14 protein-coding genes are annotated in these 15,616 nt (G+C 67.9%); 12 read left to right on the top strand and 2 right to left on the bottom strand.

Translation table 11 applies throughout. The features are described from left to right. From VF536_RS16720 to VF536_RS16670, 11 genes are all read left to right on the top strand, one after another. Positions 1–582, top strand: a 582-nt coding sequence (locus VF536_RS16720; protein ID WP_331615993.1) for a phosphatidate cytidylyltransferase, incomplete at its 5' end; no start/stop codon positions are given. A gap of 54 nt (positions 583–636) precedes the next feature. Continuing rightward, positions 637–1,845: a 1-deoxy-D-xylulose-5-phosphate reductoisomerase gene (gene ispC, locus VF536_RS16715; protein ID WP_331615992.1), complete on the top strand. Its 1,209-nt coding sequence runs from the start codon at positions 637–639 to the stop codon at positions 1,843–1,845. Positions 1,846–1,899: 54 nt separating this feature from the next. Beyond that, positions 1,900–3,270 (top strand): RIP metalloprotease RseP, encoded by a 1,371-nt coding sequence (gene rseP, locus VF536_RS16710; RefSeq protein ID WP_331615991.1) that lies wholly within the window; start codon positions 1,900–1,902, stop codon positions 3,268–3,270. A 33-nt stretch (positions 3,271–3,303) separates the two neighbouring features. Next, positions 3,304–5,583 (top strand): outer membrane protein assembly factor BamA, encoded by a 2,280-nt coding sequence (gene bamA / locus VF536_RS16705; protein WP_414710399.1) that lies wholly within the window; start codon positions 3,304–3,306, stop codon positions 5,581–5,583. Next, positions 5,583–6,092, top strand: coding sequence for an OmpH family outer membrane protein (locus VF536_RS16700; RefSeq protein WP_331615989.1), 510 nt, complete (start codon positions 5,583–5,585; stop codon positions 6,090–6,092). Before bamA ends, VF536_RS16700 begins: the two co-directional genes overlap by 1 nt. Before the next feature lie 20 nt (positions 6,093–6,112). Continuing rightward, the gene (gene lpxD / locus VF536_RS16695) at positions 6,113–7,189 is read left to right on the top strand and encodes a UDP-3-O-(3-hydroxymyristoyl)glucosamine N-acyltransferase (RefSeq protein ID WP_331615988.1); all 1,077 of its coding nucleotides are present in this window, start codon (positions 6,113–6,115) and stop codon (positions 7,187–7,189) included. Next, positions 7,186–7,641, top strand: a complete 456-nt coding sequence (fabZ, locus tag VF536_RS16690; RefSeq protein WP_331615987.1) for a 3-hydroxyacyl-ACP dehydratase FabZ — start codon at positions 7,186–7,188, stop codon at positions 7,639–7,641. The genes lpxD and fabZ overlap by 4 nt, the downstream gene beginning before the upstream one ends. Positions 7,642–7,664: 23 nt before the next feature. Further along, positions 7,665–8,456 (top strand): acyl-ACP--UDP-N-acetylglucosamine O-acyltransferase, encoded by a 792-nt coding sequence (lpxA, locus tag VF536_RS16685; RefSeq protein WP_331615986.1) that lies wholly within the window; start codon positions 7,665–7,667, stop codon positions 8,454–8,456. An 18-nt stretch (positions 8,457–8,474) separates the two neighbouring features. Continuing rightward, entirely contained in the window at positions 8,475–9,620 is a 1,146-nt protein-coding gene (gene lpxB / locus VF536_RS16680) for a lipid-A-disaccharide synthase (RefSeq protein WP_331615985.1), read from the top strand. Then, positions 9,592–10,236, top strand: a complete 645-nt coding sequence (rnhB, locus tag VF536_RS16675; RefSeq protein ID WP_331615984.1) for a ribonuclease HII — start codon at positions 9,592–9,594, stop codon at positions 10,234–10,236. Before lpxB ends, rnhB begins: the two co-directional genes overlap by 29 nt. After that, complete coding sequence (locus tag VF536_RS16670; protein ID WP_331615983.1) at positions 10,233–11,006, top strand: RNA methyltransferase; 774 nt, start codon at positions 10,233–10,235, stop codon at positions 11,004–11,006. Before rnhB ends, VF536_RS16670 begins: the two co-directional genes overlap by 4 nt. Before the next feature lie 78 nt (positions 11,007–11,084). On the opposite strand, the gene VF536_RS16665 is transcribed toward VF536_RS16670, so the two are convergent. After that, positions 11,085–11,975 (bottom strand): EamA family transporter, encoded by an 891-nt coding sequence (locus tag VF536_RS16665; protein ID WP_331615982.1) that lies wholly within the window; start codon positions 11,973–11,975, stop codon positions 11,085–11,087. A 15-nt stretch (positions 11,976–11,990) separates the two neighbouring features. Further along, a complete protein-coding gene (ppsR, locus tag VF536_RS16660; RefSeq protein ID WP_331615981.1) occupies positions 11,991–12,812 on the bottom strand; it encodes a posphoenolpyruvate synthetase regulatory kinase/phosphorylase PpsR in 822 nt (273 codons plus the stop codon). 344 nt (positions 12,813–13,156) lie between these two features. Between ppsR and ppsA the strand changes: the two genes are divergently transcribed. Continuing rightward, entirely contained in the window at positions 13,157–15,568 is a 2,412-nt protein-coding gene (ppsA, locus tag VF536_RS16655) for a phosphoenolpyruvate synthase (RefSeq protein WP_331615980.1), read from the top strand. Positions 15,569–15,616: the final 48 nt, after the last annotated feature.

Below are 15,616 nucleotides of genomic sequence, written 5' to 3'. Positions count from 1 at the left end.
GGTGGGATCTGGGTGCTCGGCGGCGTGCGCGCGCTCGCTGCCGGCGTGGCCGGTTGGCCGAAGCTGTCGCCCGTGTTGAGACTGGTGCTCGGCGCGGTCCTGCTGTGGGCCGCGTGGCTCGCGCTGATCGTCGCGCGGCAGCGCGGCATCAACTTCCTGCTGTCGGCGATGTGCCTGGTCTGGATGGCCGACATCGCCGCGTACTTCGCCGGCAAGGCCTTCGGCAAGCGCAAGCTCGCGCCGGCGATCAGTCCCGGCAAGAGCTGGGAGGGCGCGATCGGCGGCCTCGTCGGCGTGATCGTGCTGGGCTTCGTCTGGGTGCACGTGATCGACGTGCGCGTCCCCGTGGACTCGGCCTCGCTGTACACGGTGCTGGTGAAGCGCATCGGCGTCGTGTCGCTGCTGGCCCTGGTCTTCCTGTCGGCGATGAGCGTCGTCGGCGATCTTTTCGAATCCCTGGTCAAACGGGCCGCGGGCGCCAAGGACAGCAGCCAGCTGCTGCCCGGCCATGGCGGCGTCCTGGACCGCGTCGACGCGCTGCTGCCGGTGTTGCCGCTGGCGCTGGCGCTGACATCCCTCTGACCTTTCCCTCTGATCCTTCCCACGATCCCCGGGACCGCCGCGAGACCTCCTGCGATGACCGATCACCTCCACCGCCCGCAGCAGGTCTGCGTGCTGGGTTCCACCGGATCCATCGGCACCAACACGCTGGACGTGATCGCGCGCCATCCGGACCGCTATCGCGTCTTCGCCCTGTCGGCGATGAGCCGCGTCGACGAACTGGCCGCGCAGTGCGTGCAGTTCCAGCCGCGCTTCGCCGTGCTGCCCGATGCGGCGCTCGCCGCGCAACTGCGCGCGACGCTGCGCGAAGCGGGCCTCCGCACGGAAGTGCTGGTCGGCATGGACGCGCTCAGCGAGGTCGCCGCGCATCCCGAGGTCGACGCAGTGATGGCCGCGATCGTCGGTGCCGCCGGCCTGCCGCCGGCGATGGCCGCGGCGCGCGCGGGCAAGCGCCTGCTGCTCGCGAACAAGGAAGCCATCGTGCTCGGCGGCGCGCTGTTCATGCGCGCGGTGAAGGAGGGCGGCGCGACGCTGCTGCCGGTGGACTCGGAGCATTCGGCGATCTTCCAGTGCCTGCCCGAGGACCGCTCGACCTGGCCGCAGCGCATCGATCACATCGTGCTGACCGCGTCCGGCGGGCCGTTCCGCCAGCGCGATCCGGCCTCGCTTGCCGACGTCACGCCCGAGCAGGCCTGCGCCCATCCGAACTGGGTGATGGGCCGCAAGATCTCGGTCGATTCGGCGACCATGATGAACAAGGCGCTCGAGGTCATCGAGGCGCGCTGGCTCTTCGACCTGAAACCCGAACAGATCAAGGTGCTGATCCATCCGCAGAGCATCGTGCACTCGATGGTGGTCTGCCGCGACCACTCGGTGCTGGCCCAGCTGGGCACGCCCGACATGCGCGTGCCGATCGCCTACGCGCTGGCCTTCCCGGAGCGCATCACCTCCGGCGCCGGTGTGCTGGACCTGCTGAAGACGCCGAGTCTCAGCTTCGAAGAAGCCGACGCGCACCGTTTCCCCGGCCTGCACCTGTCCTGGCAGGCGCTGCGCGCGGCCGAGGGCAGCACCGCGGTGCTCAATGCGGCCAACGAAGAGACGGTCGCCGCCTTCCTCGATCGCCGGCTGCGTTTCGATCACATCTGCCGTGTCAACCGCGAGGTGCTTGAATCCGTGAATCCCGAGGCCGGCGAGGTCGACAGCGTCGAGGGCCTGCTGGCGCTCGACGAACGTGCCCGCCGCCAGGCGCGACAGCAGATCGCGGCGCTGGCCGCGGCGGTCTGATCCTCCGGTCGACGACCGCCGCCCAGCCCCAGACTCCGATCCAGGACGCCCGCGATGCTTTCCCAAGTCCTCTACTTCCTCGTCACGCTGGGCATCCTCATCGTGATCCACGAGTGGGGCCACTACCGCGTGGCGCGCGCCTGCGGCGTCAAGGTGCTGCGTTTCTCGGTCGGCTTCGGCCGCGTGCTGCTGCGCCGGCGCAAGTCGCCGGACAGCACCGAGTTCACGCTCAGCGCGATCCCGCTCGGCGGTTATGTCCGCATGCTCGACGAGAGCGACGGCCCGGTGGCGCCCGAGCAGCAATCGCAGGCCTTCAACCGCAAGACGCTGTGGCAGCGCGCGGCCATCGTCGCGGCGGGACCGGCGGCCAACCTGATCCTGGCCGTGGTGCTGTTCGCGGTCGTGGGCTGGATCGGTCGCGAGGAGCCGAAGGCGCTGCTCGGTTCCCCGGCGGTGGGCGGACTGGCCGAACGCGCCGGCCTGCGCGCCGGCGACTGGGTGCAGGCGTGGTCCAACGACGGCCAGGACTGGGAAGACGTCCGTTCGATGCCGGACTTCGCCTGGCAACTCGCGCAGGCCGTGGCGGACAAGCAGCCGCTGCTGATCAGCGTCAGCGACGCGGGCGGCCACGGCCGTCGCACGGTGCGCCTGCAGACGGACACGCTGGAGAGTCGCGATTTCGACGAGAAGACGCTGGGCCGGATCGGCCTGGGCGGCGTGTTCGTCGAGCCGGTGCTGGGGTCGATCACCCCCGGCGAGCCGGCTCAGGCCGCAGGCCTGATGCCGGGCGACCGCGTGCTGCGCGTCAACGACGAGGCGGTCCCCGACTTCTCCTGGTTCCTCCAACGCGTGCGTCGCGCGGTCGTCGACGGTCAGGCGGAGCCGCTGCGTCTGGTCGTGCGGCGCGACGGCCAGCAGCTGGAGCGCGTGGTCACGCCGCGCATCGAGATCAACGGCGAACAACGCCTCGCCCGCATCGGCGCGGGATTCGACGCCCGGCCGGCGATGGTCAAGGTCCACTACGGCCCCGTCGAATCGGTCCGGCAAGGCCTGACCCGCACCTGGGAACTCAGCACGCTGACCGTGAAGACGCTCGGTCGCATGTTGATCGGTGAAGCCTCGGTAAAGAACCTCAGCGGACCCATCACCATCGCCAAGGCGGCGGACCAGTCGGCGAGCCTCGGACTGACCGCGTTCCTGAGCTTCCTCGCCGCCGTCAGCGTGAGCCTCGGGGTGCTGAACCTGCTGCCGCTGCCGATGCTCGATGGCGGACACCTGATGTATTATCTTTTCGAGGGTTTGAGCGGCCGCCCTGTCTCTGAGTGGTGGCACAAGCAGCTGCAACGCGCAGGCATTGCCGTCGTGCTGCTGATGATGAGCCTGGCCCTTTTCAACGATCTGACCCGCACGCTGGGTCTGCACTGAAGCTTCCGCATGCCCCGATTCCTGCCCGACGCCCTGCGCCCCCACGTGATCCAACTGGCGGTGCTGGCCACCGCGCTGCAAGCCGGTTCCGCCTGGGCCGCCGAACCCTTCGTCCTCAAGGACATCCGCGTCGAAGGTCTGCAACGGACCGATCCGGGCACGGTGTTCGCGGCGCTGCCGTTCCGCATCGGCGACACGTACAACGATGAGAAGGGCGCCGCCGCACTGCGCGCGCTGTTCGCGACCGGTCTGTTCAAGGACGTCCGCATCAACCTCGACACCGACGCCGTCGTCATCGTGATCGAGGAACGTCCGATCATCGCCAACGTCGGCTTCGTCGGTCTCAAGGAGTTCGACACCGAGGCGCTGACCAAGTCGCTGAAGGACGTCGGCATCGGCGAAGGCAAGCCCTTCGACAAGGCCCTGGCCGACCGCGCCGAGCAGGAGCTGAAGCGTCAATACCTGACCCGCTCGCTGTACGGCGCCGAGGTCACGACGACCATCACCCCGATCGAACGCAACCGCGTCAACGTCAGCTTCTCCGTGACGGAAGGCGAGCCGGCCAAGATCGCCGAGATCCGCATCCTGGGCAACAAGGTCTTCAGCGAAAGCACGCTGACCGGGCTGCTCGAGCAGACCACGTCGGGCTGGCTGACCTGGTACACGAAGACCGACCGCTACTCGCGCGCCAAGCTGAACGCGGACCTGGAAACCATCCGCTCGTACTACCTGAACCGCGGTTACCTCGAGTTCAACGTCGAGTCCACGCAGGTCACGATCTCGCCGGACAAGCAGAGCATCAGCATCGCGATCACGATCAACGAAGGCCAGCCGTACACGGTCAACGGGATCAAGCTCGAAGGCGACTTCATGGGTCGCGACGAGGAGTTCAAGCGCCTGGTCGCGCTCAAGCCCGGCCAGCCGTACAACGGCGAGGCGGTGGCGCAGACCACGCGCAACTTCCAGGACCTCTACGGCACCTTCGGCTACGCCTTCGCGCGTGTCGAGAGCCGACCGGAGATCGACCGCGCGACCGGCCAGGTGACGGTGACGCTGGTCGGCGAACCGCAGCGCCGCGTCTACGTGCGGCGCGTGCTGATCTCGGGCAACACCCGCACGCGGGACGAAGTCATCCGCCGCGAGTTCCGCCAGTTCGAATCGTCCTGGTACGACGGCGCCCGCATCAAGGCCTCGCGTGACCGCGTCGAGCGCCTGGGCTACTTCAAGGACGTCACCATCGACACGACCGAGGTCCCGGGTTCGCCCGACCAGGTCGACGTCACGCTGACGGTGACCGAGCGCCCGACCGGCAACATCCAGATCGGCGCCGGCTACTCGAGCGCGAGCAAGCTGTCGCTGTCGGGCTCGATCTCGCAGGAGAACGTGTTCGGCTCCGGCAACTACCTGGGCATCCAGGTGAACACCGCCAGCACCGGCCGCGCGCTGGGCGTCACGACGGTGGACCCGTACTTCACCGTCGACGGCGTGTCCCGCGCGATCGACGTGTTCTACCGGACCGTCAAGCCGATCAACAACCTGGGCGAGGAATACGAGTTCGCCTCGTACGGCGGCTCGGTCAAGTTCGGCGTGCCGTTCTCCGAGGACGACACCGTCTTCTTCGGCATCGGCTACGAAACCACGCGCATCACGACGCGGACCGGCCTGCCCAACAGCTACTGGCTGTTCCGCGAGCAGTTCGGCGCGTCGGCGATGTCGATCCCGCTGACGATCGGCTGGAAGAAGGACAACCGCGACTCCGTCATCACGCCGACCGCCGGCTCGATGAAGCGCGTGAACCTGGAACTGAGCCCGGTCGGCGACTCGCGCTACACGATCGCCAACCTGCAGTACCAGGAGTTCTTCCCGCTGGGCCGCAAGTTCTCGCTGATGATCAACGGCGAATTCGCCTACGGCAAGGGCCTGAGCGGCCGGCCGTATCCGATCTTCAAGAACTTCTACGGCGGCGGCCTGGGATCGGTGCGGGTGTTCGAGCCCGGCACCCTGGGCCCGGTCGACGTCACCGGTTCGTACACCGGCGGCAATCGCAAGTTCAACCTGAACACCGAGTTCTACGTGCCGGTGCCGGGTTCGGGCAACGACAAGAGCTTCCGTCTGTTCGCGTTCCTGGACGCGGGCAACGTGTGGGGCCAGGACGAGAAGCTCAGCTTCAGTGAGGTTCGCGCGTCGGCTGGCGCGGGTATCAGCTGGCTGTCGCCGATGGGCCCGCTGCGGCTCAGCTACGGCTCGCCGATCCGCAAGAAGCCCACGGATAGAATCGAGCGATTCCAATTCCAGATCGGGACTGCATTCTGATGAAGAGCAAGCTGTCGCAGATCGTCGCCACCGTCCTCCTGGCGGGCGCGGCGACCCTGGGCGCGCAAGCCCAGGAAGTCAAGATCGGCTACGTCAACAGCGAGCGGATCCTGCGCGAAACCAATTTGGCCAAGGCGGCGGAAACGAAGCTGCAGGCCGAGTTCAGCCGGCGCGAAAAGGCGCTGGTGGACCTGGAGACCAAGCTGCGCGGCGCGGCCGAGAAGCTTGACAAGGACAGTCCGGCCCTGAGCGAGGCCGAGCGCGGCCGCCGCCAGCGCGAGCTGATCGAGCAGGACCGCGACCTGCAGCGCAAGCGCCGCGAGTTCAACGAGGACGTCGCCCAGCGCAAGAACGAGGAACTCTCCGCCGTGATCGAGAAGGCCAACAAGGTCATCAAGCAGATCTTCGAGCAGGAGAAGTACGATCTGATCGTTCAGGACGCGATTCATGCCAGCCCCCGCGTGGACATCACGAAGAAGGTGATCGACGCGCTCAACGGTCAGAAGTGACGTCAGAGGTGAGGCCCGAAGTGACCACGAAGCAGGTTCTGGTCTCCGATCTGATCGCCGCCTTGGGCGGCGATCTTCTTGGTGCGTCCGGGACGGCGATCCGTGCGATCGCGCCGCTGGAAGAGGCCGGCGCGGACGCGATCTCCTTCCTGTCGAACCCCAAGTACGAAGCGCAGCTGGCGACGACGCAGGCGGCCTGCGTGATCGTGTCGCCCAAGCTGGCGGAGGCCGCCGCGGCCCGCCAGGGCGCCGGCACCACCGCGTGCTGCATCGTGGCACCGGATCCCTACCTCTACTTCGCGCGCCTGACCCAATGGTGGGCCGAGAACATGCGCAAGCCGCGCAGCGCGCCGGCCATCCATCCGACCGCCACGGTCGCGGCGGACGCGGTGATCGGCAGCGGCGTCGAAGTCGGCCCGCATGCGGTGATCGAATCCGGCGCCGTGCTGGGTGACGGCGTGCGCATCGGCGCGCACACCATCGTCGAGCAGGACGCCCGCATCGGCGCGCACACGCGGCTGGCGCCGCATGTGGTGTTCGGCCACGACTGCGTGATCGGCGAACGCTCGATGCTGCACAGCGGCGTGGTCATCGGCGCGGACGGCTTCGGCTTCGCGCCGACCAGACGTTCGGACGGCGCGCCCGGCGTCGAGTGGGTCAAGATCGAGCAACTCGGCGCGGTGCGCATCGGCGACGGCGTCGAGATCGGCGCCAACACCTGCGTGGACCGCGGCGCGCTGGGCGACACGGTGATCGCCGACGGCGTCATCATCGACAACCTGGTCCAGATCGCGCACAACGTGAAGATCGGCAAGGGCACGGCGATCGCCGGCGCGACGGCGATCGCCGGCAGCGCCGAGATCGGCGCGAATTGCATCGTGGCCGGCGCGGCGCGGATCAACGGACACATCCGCATCACTGACGGCGTGCAGATCGGCCCGACGGCCAACATCAGCAACAGCATCGACAAGCCCGGCGCCTACGCCGGCATGTGGCCCTTCGAGGACGCCGCATCGTGGCAGAAGAACGCCGCCGCCCTGCGCGGGCTCTATGAGCTGCGCCAGCGCGTGCGTGCCCTGGAAAAGAAGACGACATGACTGAGACCCGCATCGACATCCACGGCATCCTCGAGAAGCTGCCGCACCGCTACCCCATCCTGCTGGTCGACCGCGTCCTGGAGGTGGAGAAGGGCGTGCGCATCCGCGCGATCAAGAACGTCAGCATCAACGAGCCGTTCTTCCAGGGCCATTTCCCGCACCGTCCGGTGATGCCGGGCGTGCTGATCCTGGAAGCGCTGGCGCAGGCCGCGACGCTGCTGGCGGTCGAGAGCTACGACTTCACGCTGGACGAGAACCATGTCGTCTACTTCGCCGGCATCGACAACGCGCGCTTCAAGCGTCCGGTCGAACCGGGCGACCAGCTGATCCTCGAGGTCACGCTGGACCGCGCGAAGGCCAGCATCTACAAGTTCGGCGCCAAGGCCTTCGTCGGCAACGACATCGTGGCCGAGGCCGGCCTGATGTGCACGATGCGCAAGCTCGACTGCTGAACCGCCGCTGAATCCGGACGCCCATGGCCCGCATCCATCCCACCGCGATCATCGACCCGCAGGCGCAGCTCGACGACACCGTCCAGGTCGGCCCGTACGCGGTGATCGGCCCCGACGTGCGCATCGGCGCGGGCACCCGCGTCGGTCCGCACACCGTGATCGAGGGCAAGACCACGATCGGCCGCGACAACGTCATCTTCCAGTTCGCGTCCATCGGCGCGATGCCGCAGGACATGAGCCACGGCGGCGAAGTGACGGAGCTGGTCATCGGCGACCGCAACACGATCCGCGAGTTCTGCACCTTTAACACCGGCACGTTCAAGGAGCAGGGCGTCACGCGCGTCGGCTCCGACAACTGGATCATGGCCTACGTGCATCTGGCGCATGACGTGATCGTCGGCGACCACTGCGTGCTGGCCAACAACGCGACGCTGGCCGGTCACGTGCACGTCGGCGACTGGGCGACGATCGGCGGCCTCACGGGCGTCCATCAGTTCGTGCACGTCGGCGCGCACGCGATGATCGGTTTCCAGGGCCACGTGGCGCAGGACGTCGCGCCCTACATGACGGTCGACGGCAACCCGCTGGGCGTGCGGGCGGTCAACCTGACCGGCCTGCGCCGCCGCGGCTTCAGCAACGACCGCATCGGCGTGATCCGCCAGATCCACAAGCTGCTGTTCCGCGACGGGACGACGCTGGAGCAGTCCGTCGCCAACATCGAGGCGCTCAAGCAAGGCCAGGACGCGGAGTCGGTCCGCGACATCCAGGCGATGCTGGACTTCCTGGCGGGCGCCAAGCGCGGCCTCGTCCGCTGATCGACCCGGACGACCGACATGAGTTCCACGGATCCTCGACTGGGCCTGGTGGCCGGCGAGGCCTCCGGAGATCTGCTCGCCAGCCTGTTGCTGCAGGGCCTGAAGGCGCGCTGGCCTGAGCTGAGCTCGGCCGGCATCGGCGGCCCGAAGATGCAGACGCAGGGCTTCGACGCCTGGTGGCCCAGCCACAAGCTGTCGATCTTCGGCTACTGGGACGCGATCAAGAACATCCGCGAACTGCTGGCGATCCGCCGCCAGCTCGGCGATCGGCTGATCGCCGAGCGGCCGTCGGTCTTCGTCGGCGTCGATGCGCCGGACTTCAACTTCGGCCTGGAGCAACGGCTGCGCGAGGCCGGCATCAAGACGGTCCATTTCGTCTGCCCGTCGATCTGGGCCTGGCGCGCGGATCGCGTGCAGACAATCAAGCGCAGCGCGGACCATGTGCTCTGCCTGTTCCCGTTCGAACCCGCGATCCTGGAGAAGGCCGGCATCCCGTCGACCTACGTCGGCCACCCGCTGGCGGACCAGATCCCGTTCGAGCCGCCGCGCGAGGACGCGCGACGCGACCTGGGCTTCGGGGAGGGCGACACGCTCGTCGCCATCCTGCCCGGCAGCCGCCGCAGTGAACTGGACTACATCGGGCCGCCGCTGCTGGACGCGGCCCGGCGCATGCACCAGGCGCGGCCCGCGCTGCGCTTCGTGATCCCGATCGCGCCGGGGCTGCGACCCATGGTCGAGGCGCTGATGGCGCAGCACGGCCAGGGCCTGCCGATGACGCTCGTCGACGGCCGCGCGCAGGAGGCGCTGGCGGCCTGCGACCTGACGCTGGTCGCCAGCGGCACCGCGACGCTGGAAGCGGCGCTGCTGAAGCGTCCGATGGTGATCGCCTACAAGCTGCACTGGTTCAACGCGTGGCGGATGAAGGGCAAGGCGCTGCTCCCGTGGGTGGGCCTGCCCAACGTGCTGGCACGTGAGACGCTGGTGCCCGAGTGCCTGCAGGACGAGTGCACCGGCGAGCGCATCGCGCGCGAGGGCCTGGCCTGGCTGGACGACGCGCCGCGTCGGGAGCGGCTGCGCGAGCGCTTCCTCGAGATCCACCAACAGCTGCGCTGCAACACCGCGCAAAGGGCCGGCGATGCGATCGCGAAAATCCTCGGCGCCTGAGCTTCCGACGCAACTGGGCCTCGAATGGGTCCGCGAGGGTCTGCTGTGCGGCGTGGACGAAGCGGGCCGAGGCCCGCTGGCGGGGCCCGTGGTCGCGGCGGCGGTGATCCTCGACGACCAGAACCCGATCAAGGGGCTGAACGATTCGAAGGTGCTCAGCGAGAAGAAGCGCGAGCAACTGTTCGACGAGATCCGCGCCAAGGCGCTGTGCTTCTGCATCGCGGAGGCGACGGTCGAGGAGATCGACCGCATCAACATCCTGCAGGCGACGATGCTGGCGATGCGCCGCGCGGTCGAGGGCCTGCGGCTCAAGCCCGCGCACGTGCAGGTCGACGGCAACCGGCTGCCGGTGCTGCGCATCCCGGCCGAGGCCATCGTCAAGGGCGATGCGCTGGTGCCGGCGATCTCGGCGGCGTCCATCCTGGCCAAGGTGCATCGCGACCGCTTCTGCCTGCAGATGCACGCGCAGCATCCGGAGTACGGCTTCGACAACCACAAGGGCTACGGCACGCGCGAGCACCTGGACGCGTTGCGCGTGCACGGCGCGACGGTGTGGCATCGCCAGAGCTTCGCGCCGGTGCGTTCGCTGGAACTTTCTGAAGAACGCATCGCATGAGCTGGTTGCCCATCACCGCCCGAGACAACCCGAACCTGCAGCGCCTGCGCAAGCTGGCGCAGGACGGCGGCGCCTATCGCAAGCTGGGCGGCGTCTGGCTCGAAGGGGACCACCTCGCGCGCGCGGCGGTGCAGCGCGGCGTGAAGCCGTCGCTGGCGCTGATCACGGACGTGGCCGCGGCGGACGAGGCGATGCACGCGCTCGCCGATCTGGCGCCCAAGGTGCTGGTCGTTTCGCCCGAGCTCTTCAAGACGGTGTCGGGGCTGGAGTCTCCCGCGCAGATCGGCTTCGAGCTGACGCTGCCGACACAGCCCCGCATCGACGCGAAGGCCGATTCCGTCGTGCTGGACCGCCTGCAGGATGCCGGCAACGTCGGCACGATCCTGCGCAGCGCCGGGGCCTTGGGCTTCCGTCAGGTGCTGGCGCTGAAGGGCACGGCGGCGCTGTGGTCGCCGAAGGTGCTGCGCGCCGGCATGGGCGCGCACTTCGGGCTGAACCTGGTGGAGGGGCTGAGCGTCGAGGACCTGGACGCCTTGAAGGTCCCGCTGCTGGCGACGAGCTCGCATGCCGATGCCCTGCTGCACGAGGCCGACCTTCCGAACCCCTGCGCCTGGGTCATGGGTCACGAAGGGCAGGGCGTCGCCGAGGCGCTGATGCAGCGCTGCGCGCTGCGCGTCGGCATTCCGCAGCCGGGCGGCGAAGAATCGCTCAATGTGGCGAGCGCCGCGTCGATCTGTCTCTACGAGTCGGCGCGACGCAGGCTGGTCTGAGTGGATGCTTGACGGGCGATGTTTGACGCGCGATGTCTGACGCGCGATGTCTGACGCGCTCAGCGTGTCAGCCGCGCATCACTTCGCCATCGCAAGCGCCGCGACTCCCAGCGCAATGAACGCCGCGCCCGCGATGCGCCATCCACGCTCGCCTTCACCGAGCAGCTGCCCGCCGATCAGCGCGGCGAACAGCATCGACAGCTCCCGCGCCGGCGCGACGCGCGACAGCGGCGCGAGCTTCATCGCATAGAGCACCAGGATGTAGGCCGTCGGCGCACCGACGATGACGACCAGCGCGTGTTTCCACTGCCGGCGCAGGGCGTGCACGAAACCGGCGCGGTCGCGCAGCACCGCCGGCAGGATCATCGGCAGGCGCAGCGCGTTGCAGAAGTACTCGTAGAGGATCGGTGACAGGGCCAGCACCTTCACCGCATAGCCGTCGATGACGCTGTAGGTCGCGATCGTGGCGCCGGTCAACGCGCCCCAGGCGATGCCGAGCTTGCGCTTGCGATGCAGTTCGGGATCGCGGTTCGCGCCCTTGGCGAAGAACGTCGGTCCCGCCGCCATCAGCAGGATTCCGCCGACCACGCCCGCGAGACCGAGTCCGCCGCCCAACCCGAGCTGCTCGCCCAGCAGCACCACGGCGACCAGCGACGACAGCAGCGGCCCGCTGCCGCGCGCGACCGGGTAGACCACCGTCATGTCCGCGGCGCGGTAGCCGGCCAGCAGCGCGTTGAAGTAGGCGAGGTGCACGATCGCGCTGGCGATCACGGCGGTCCACGCCTGCCAGCCCCAGTCGGGCAACTCGTCGAAGCCGGCGACGAGCGCCGCCGGCAACCACAGCAGGCTGATGCCCAGCGCGGTCATGCAGGAGAAGTGATGGTTGCCCTGGGCCTTCTTGGCGGCGAAGTTCCACAGCGCGTGGATCAAAGCGGCCGCGACGACCAGGGCGAGCGCGCTCGCCGGCATCGGTCGCGAGAGGGCTCAATACATGAGGCGGTCAGGACGGATGTCGCGAAGGATCGTTGTCGCGATCTCCTCGATCGACTTGTGCGTCGACGACAGCCAGTTGATGCCGGCCTTCTTCATCATCGTCTCGGCCTCGCGGACCTCGTAATGGCAGTTCATGAGGTCGGCGTACTTGCTGCCGGGGCGGCGCTCGTTGCGGACCTGCGCCAGGCGCTCCGGATCGATCGTCAGGCCGAAGCACTTCTTCTTGTGCGGGACCAGCAGCGAGGGCAGGTGGCCGCGATCGAAATCCTCGGGGATCAGCGGGTAGTTGGCGGCCTTGATGCCGTGCTGCATCGCCAGGTAGAGCGAGGTCGGCGTCTTGCCGCAACGGCTGACCCCGACCAGGATCACGTCGGCCGAGTCGAGGTTGCGCGCCGACTGCCCGTCGTCGTGTGCCAGCGAGAAATTGATGGCCTCGATCCGGTCGTGGTACTCCTGGCTCTTGGCGACGTCGGAGAAACGGCCCACGCGATGGCTGGACTTGGTCCGGAACTCATCCTCCAGCGGTGCGATGAAGGTGCCGAACATGTCCATCACGAGGCCTTGACACTCCTGACGCACCACGTTGAGCACCTCGCGGTTCACCAGCGTCGCGAACACGATGGGGCGCACGCCTTCGCGCTCGCCGGTCTCGTTGATCTCCTGGACCAGCTGGTGGGCCTTCTCGCCGCTGTCGATGAACGGGCGGCGCACGTGACGGGCCTTCACCGGGAACTGCGCCAGGATGGAGTTACCGAAGGTTTCGGCGGTGATGCCGGTGCCATCCGAAACGAAGAAGACGGTGTGCTGGGTCATGGGGGCCTTTGAATCGTGCCGGAACCGAACCGCGAGGGGGTCCGGGAGCCTTCGCCGGATCGGGCATGCCACATGCCGAAGCGGGAAGTTCAGCCGTTGTTCCGCCTCGGCCCGGCCCCGAACGGGGGCTTACATCATAGATCGGCGACCCACTAGAATCGTCCGCAACTTGCCCCTGCCCATCGCATTGAACGCCGCATGAACGCCGCTTCGCGCCGCCCACAAGAATCGACAACACCTGTCGTGCGCCGCCTCATGCCTGTCTCCCTCGAAGCCGCCGACCGGATCGGCCTGCTCGGGAGTGCGCGGGGAGCCCCGGTTTCTCAACATCACGGAGTTTTCCCATGTCTGATGCACGCTTCGAGGCGACCGCCCTGGTCGTACCCTTCGAGAAACTGAGGATGACCGACGTCGAGTCGGTGGGCGGCAAGAACGCCTCGCTCGGCGAAATGATCTCGCAGCTGGCCGAAACCGGCGTGCGCGTGCCCGGTGGCTTCGCCACCACGGCGCACGCCTTCCGCGACTTCCTCAGGCATGAAGGCCTGGACATCCGCATCCAGAAGCGCCTGGCCGACCTCAACACCGACGACGTCCGTGCACTGGCCGCGGCCGGTGCCGAGATCCGCGGCTGGCTGGAAGCGCAGCCGTTCCCGGCCGATCTGGAAGCTTCGATCCGCGCCTCCTTCGCCGCCCTGACCGCGGACAATCCGGACGCCTCCTTCGCCGTGCGTTCCTCCGCGACCGCGGAAGACCTGCCCGACGCCTCCTTCGCCGGCCAGCAGGAGACCTTCCTGAACGTCGTCGGCATCGAGGACGTGCTGCACAAGATGAAGGAAGTCTTCGCGTCGCTCTACAACGACCGCGCGATCAGCTACCGCGTCCACAAGGGCTTCGCGCACAGCGACGTGGCCCTGTCCGCCGGCGTGCAGCGCATGGTGCGCTCCGACCTCGGCGCCGCCGGCGTCATGTTCACCATCGACACCGAGTCCGGCTTCAAGGACGTCGTCTTCATCACCTCCAGCTACGGCCTGGGCGAGACGGTGGTGCAGGGCGCTGTCAATCCCGACGAGTTCTACGTCCACAAGCCGGCGCTGCAACGCGGCAAGTTCGCGCTGATCCGCCGCAACCTGGGCTCCAAGCTGATCCAGATGACCTTCTCGACGCCCGAGGAGAAGGCGGCGAGCGGCAAGCTGGTCAAGACCGTCGACGTCGAGGTCGAGCAGCGCAACCGCTACTCGCTGACCGACGAGGACGTCGTCCAGCTGGCGAAATACGCCGTGATCATCGAGCAGCATTACGGCCGCCCGATGGACATCGAATGGGGCAAGGACGGCAAGGACGGCCAGCTCTACATCCTGCAGGCGCGTCCGGAGACGGTGAAGAGCCAGGCCGAAGGCCAGGTCGAGCAGCGCTTCAAGCTCAAGGGCTCCGGCACCGTGCTGGCCGAAGGCCGCGCGATCGGTCAGAAGATCGGCACGGGCCCGGTGCGCCTGGTCGACAGCGTGGCCGAGATGGAACGTGTGCAGCCCGGCGACGTGCTGGTCACCGACATGACCGACCCGAACTGGGAGCCGGTCATGAAGCGCGCCAGCGCCATCGTGACCAACCGCGGCGGCCGCACCTGCCACGCGGCGATCATTGCGCGTGAGCTCGGCATCCCGGCGGTGGTCGGTTGCGGCGACGCCACCGACAAGCTCAAGGACGGCCAACTGGTGACGGTGGTCTGCTCCGAGGGCGACACCGGCTTCATCTACGACGGCCTGCTCGAGACCGAAGTCAGCGAAGTCCACCGCGGCGAGATGCCTTACAGCCCGGTGAAGATCATGATGAACGTCGGCAACCCGCAGCTGGCCTTCAACTTCTCGCAGATGCCCAACAGCGGCGTCGGCCTGGCGCGGCTCGAGTTCATCATCAACAACAACATTGGCGTCCACCCGAAGGCGATCCTGGACTATCCGAACATCGACAACGACCTGAAGAAGGCGGTCGAGTCGGTGGCCCGCGGTCATGCCTCGCCGCGCGCCTTCTACGTCGACAAGCTGGCCGAGGGCATCGCCACGATCGCCGCGGCCTTCTGGCCGCAGCCGGTCATCGTGCGTCTGTCCGACTTCAAGAGCAACGAGTACCGCAAGCTGATCGGCGGCTCGCGCTACGAGCCGGACGAAGAGAACCCGATGCTGGGCTTCCGCGGTGCGTCGCGCTACATCTCGGGCGAGTTCCAGGATGCGTTCGCGATGGAATGCGAGGCGCTCAAGCGCGTGCGCAACGACATGGGCCTGACCAACGTCGAGATCATGGTGCCCTTCGTGCGCACGGTGAAGCAGGCGGAGAAGGTCGTCGCGATGCTGGCCGAGCGCGGTCTCAAGCGTGCGGCCAACGGCGGCCAGGACGGCCTGCGCGTCATCATGATGTGCGAGGTCCCGAGCAACGCCATCCTGGCCGAGCAGTTCCTGGAGCACTTCGACGGCATGTCGATCGGCTCCAACGACCTGACGCAGCTCACGCTGGGTCTGGACCGCGACTCCGGCCTGGAGCTCTTGTCGGGTGACTTCGACGAACGCGATCCGGCGGTCAAGGCCTTGATCTCGCGTGCCATTGCTGCCTGCCGAGCCACGGGCAAGTACATCGGCATCTGCGGCCAGGGTCCCAGCGACCATCCGGACTTTGCCGAATGGCTGGCGGCCGAGGGCATTGCCTCGCTGTCCCTGAACCCGGACTCGGTCATCGAGACCTGGCAGCGTCTCGCGAAGCGCTGAGCCTTCGCACCGCACCACACAACGGCCCTTCGGGGCCGTTTTTTCATG

Origin of the sequence: Roseateles sp., from assembly GCF_036486225.1 — a bacterium.
In the GTDB taxonomy this organism is placed as follows: domain Bacteria; phylum Pseudomonadota; class Gammaproteobacteria; order Burkholderiales; family Burkholderiaceae_C; genus Roseateles.
This window is presented reverse-complemented; position numbering and strand designations above follow the sequence as displayed.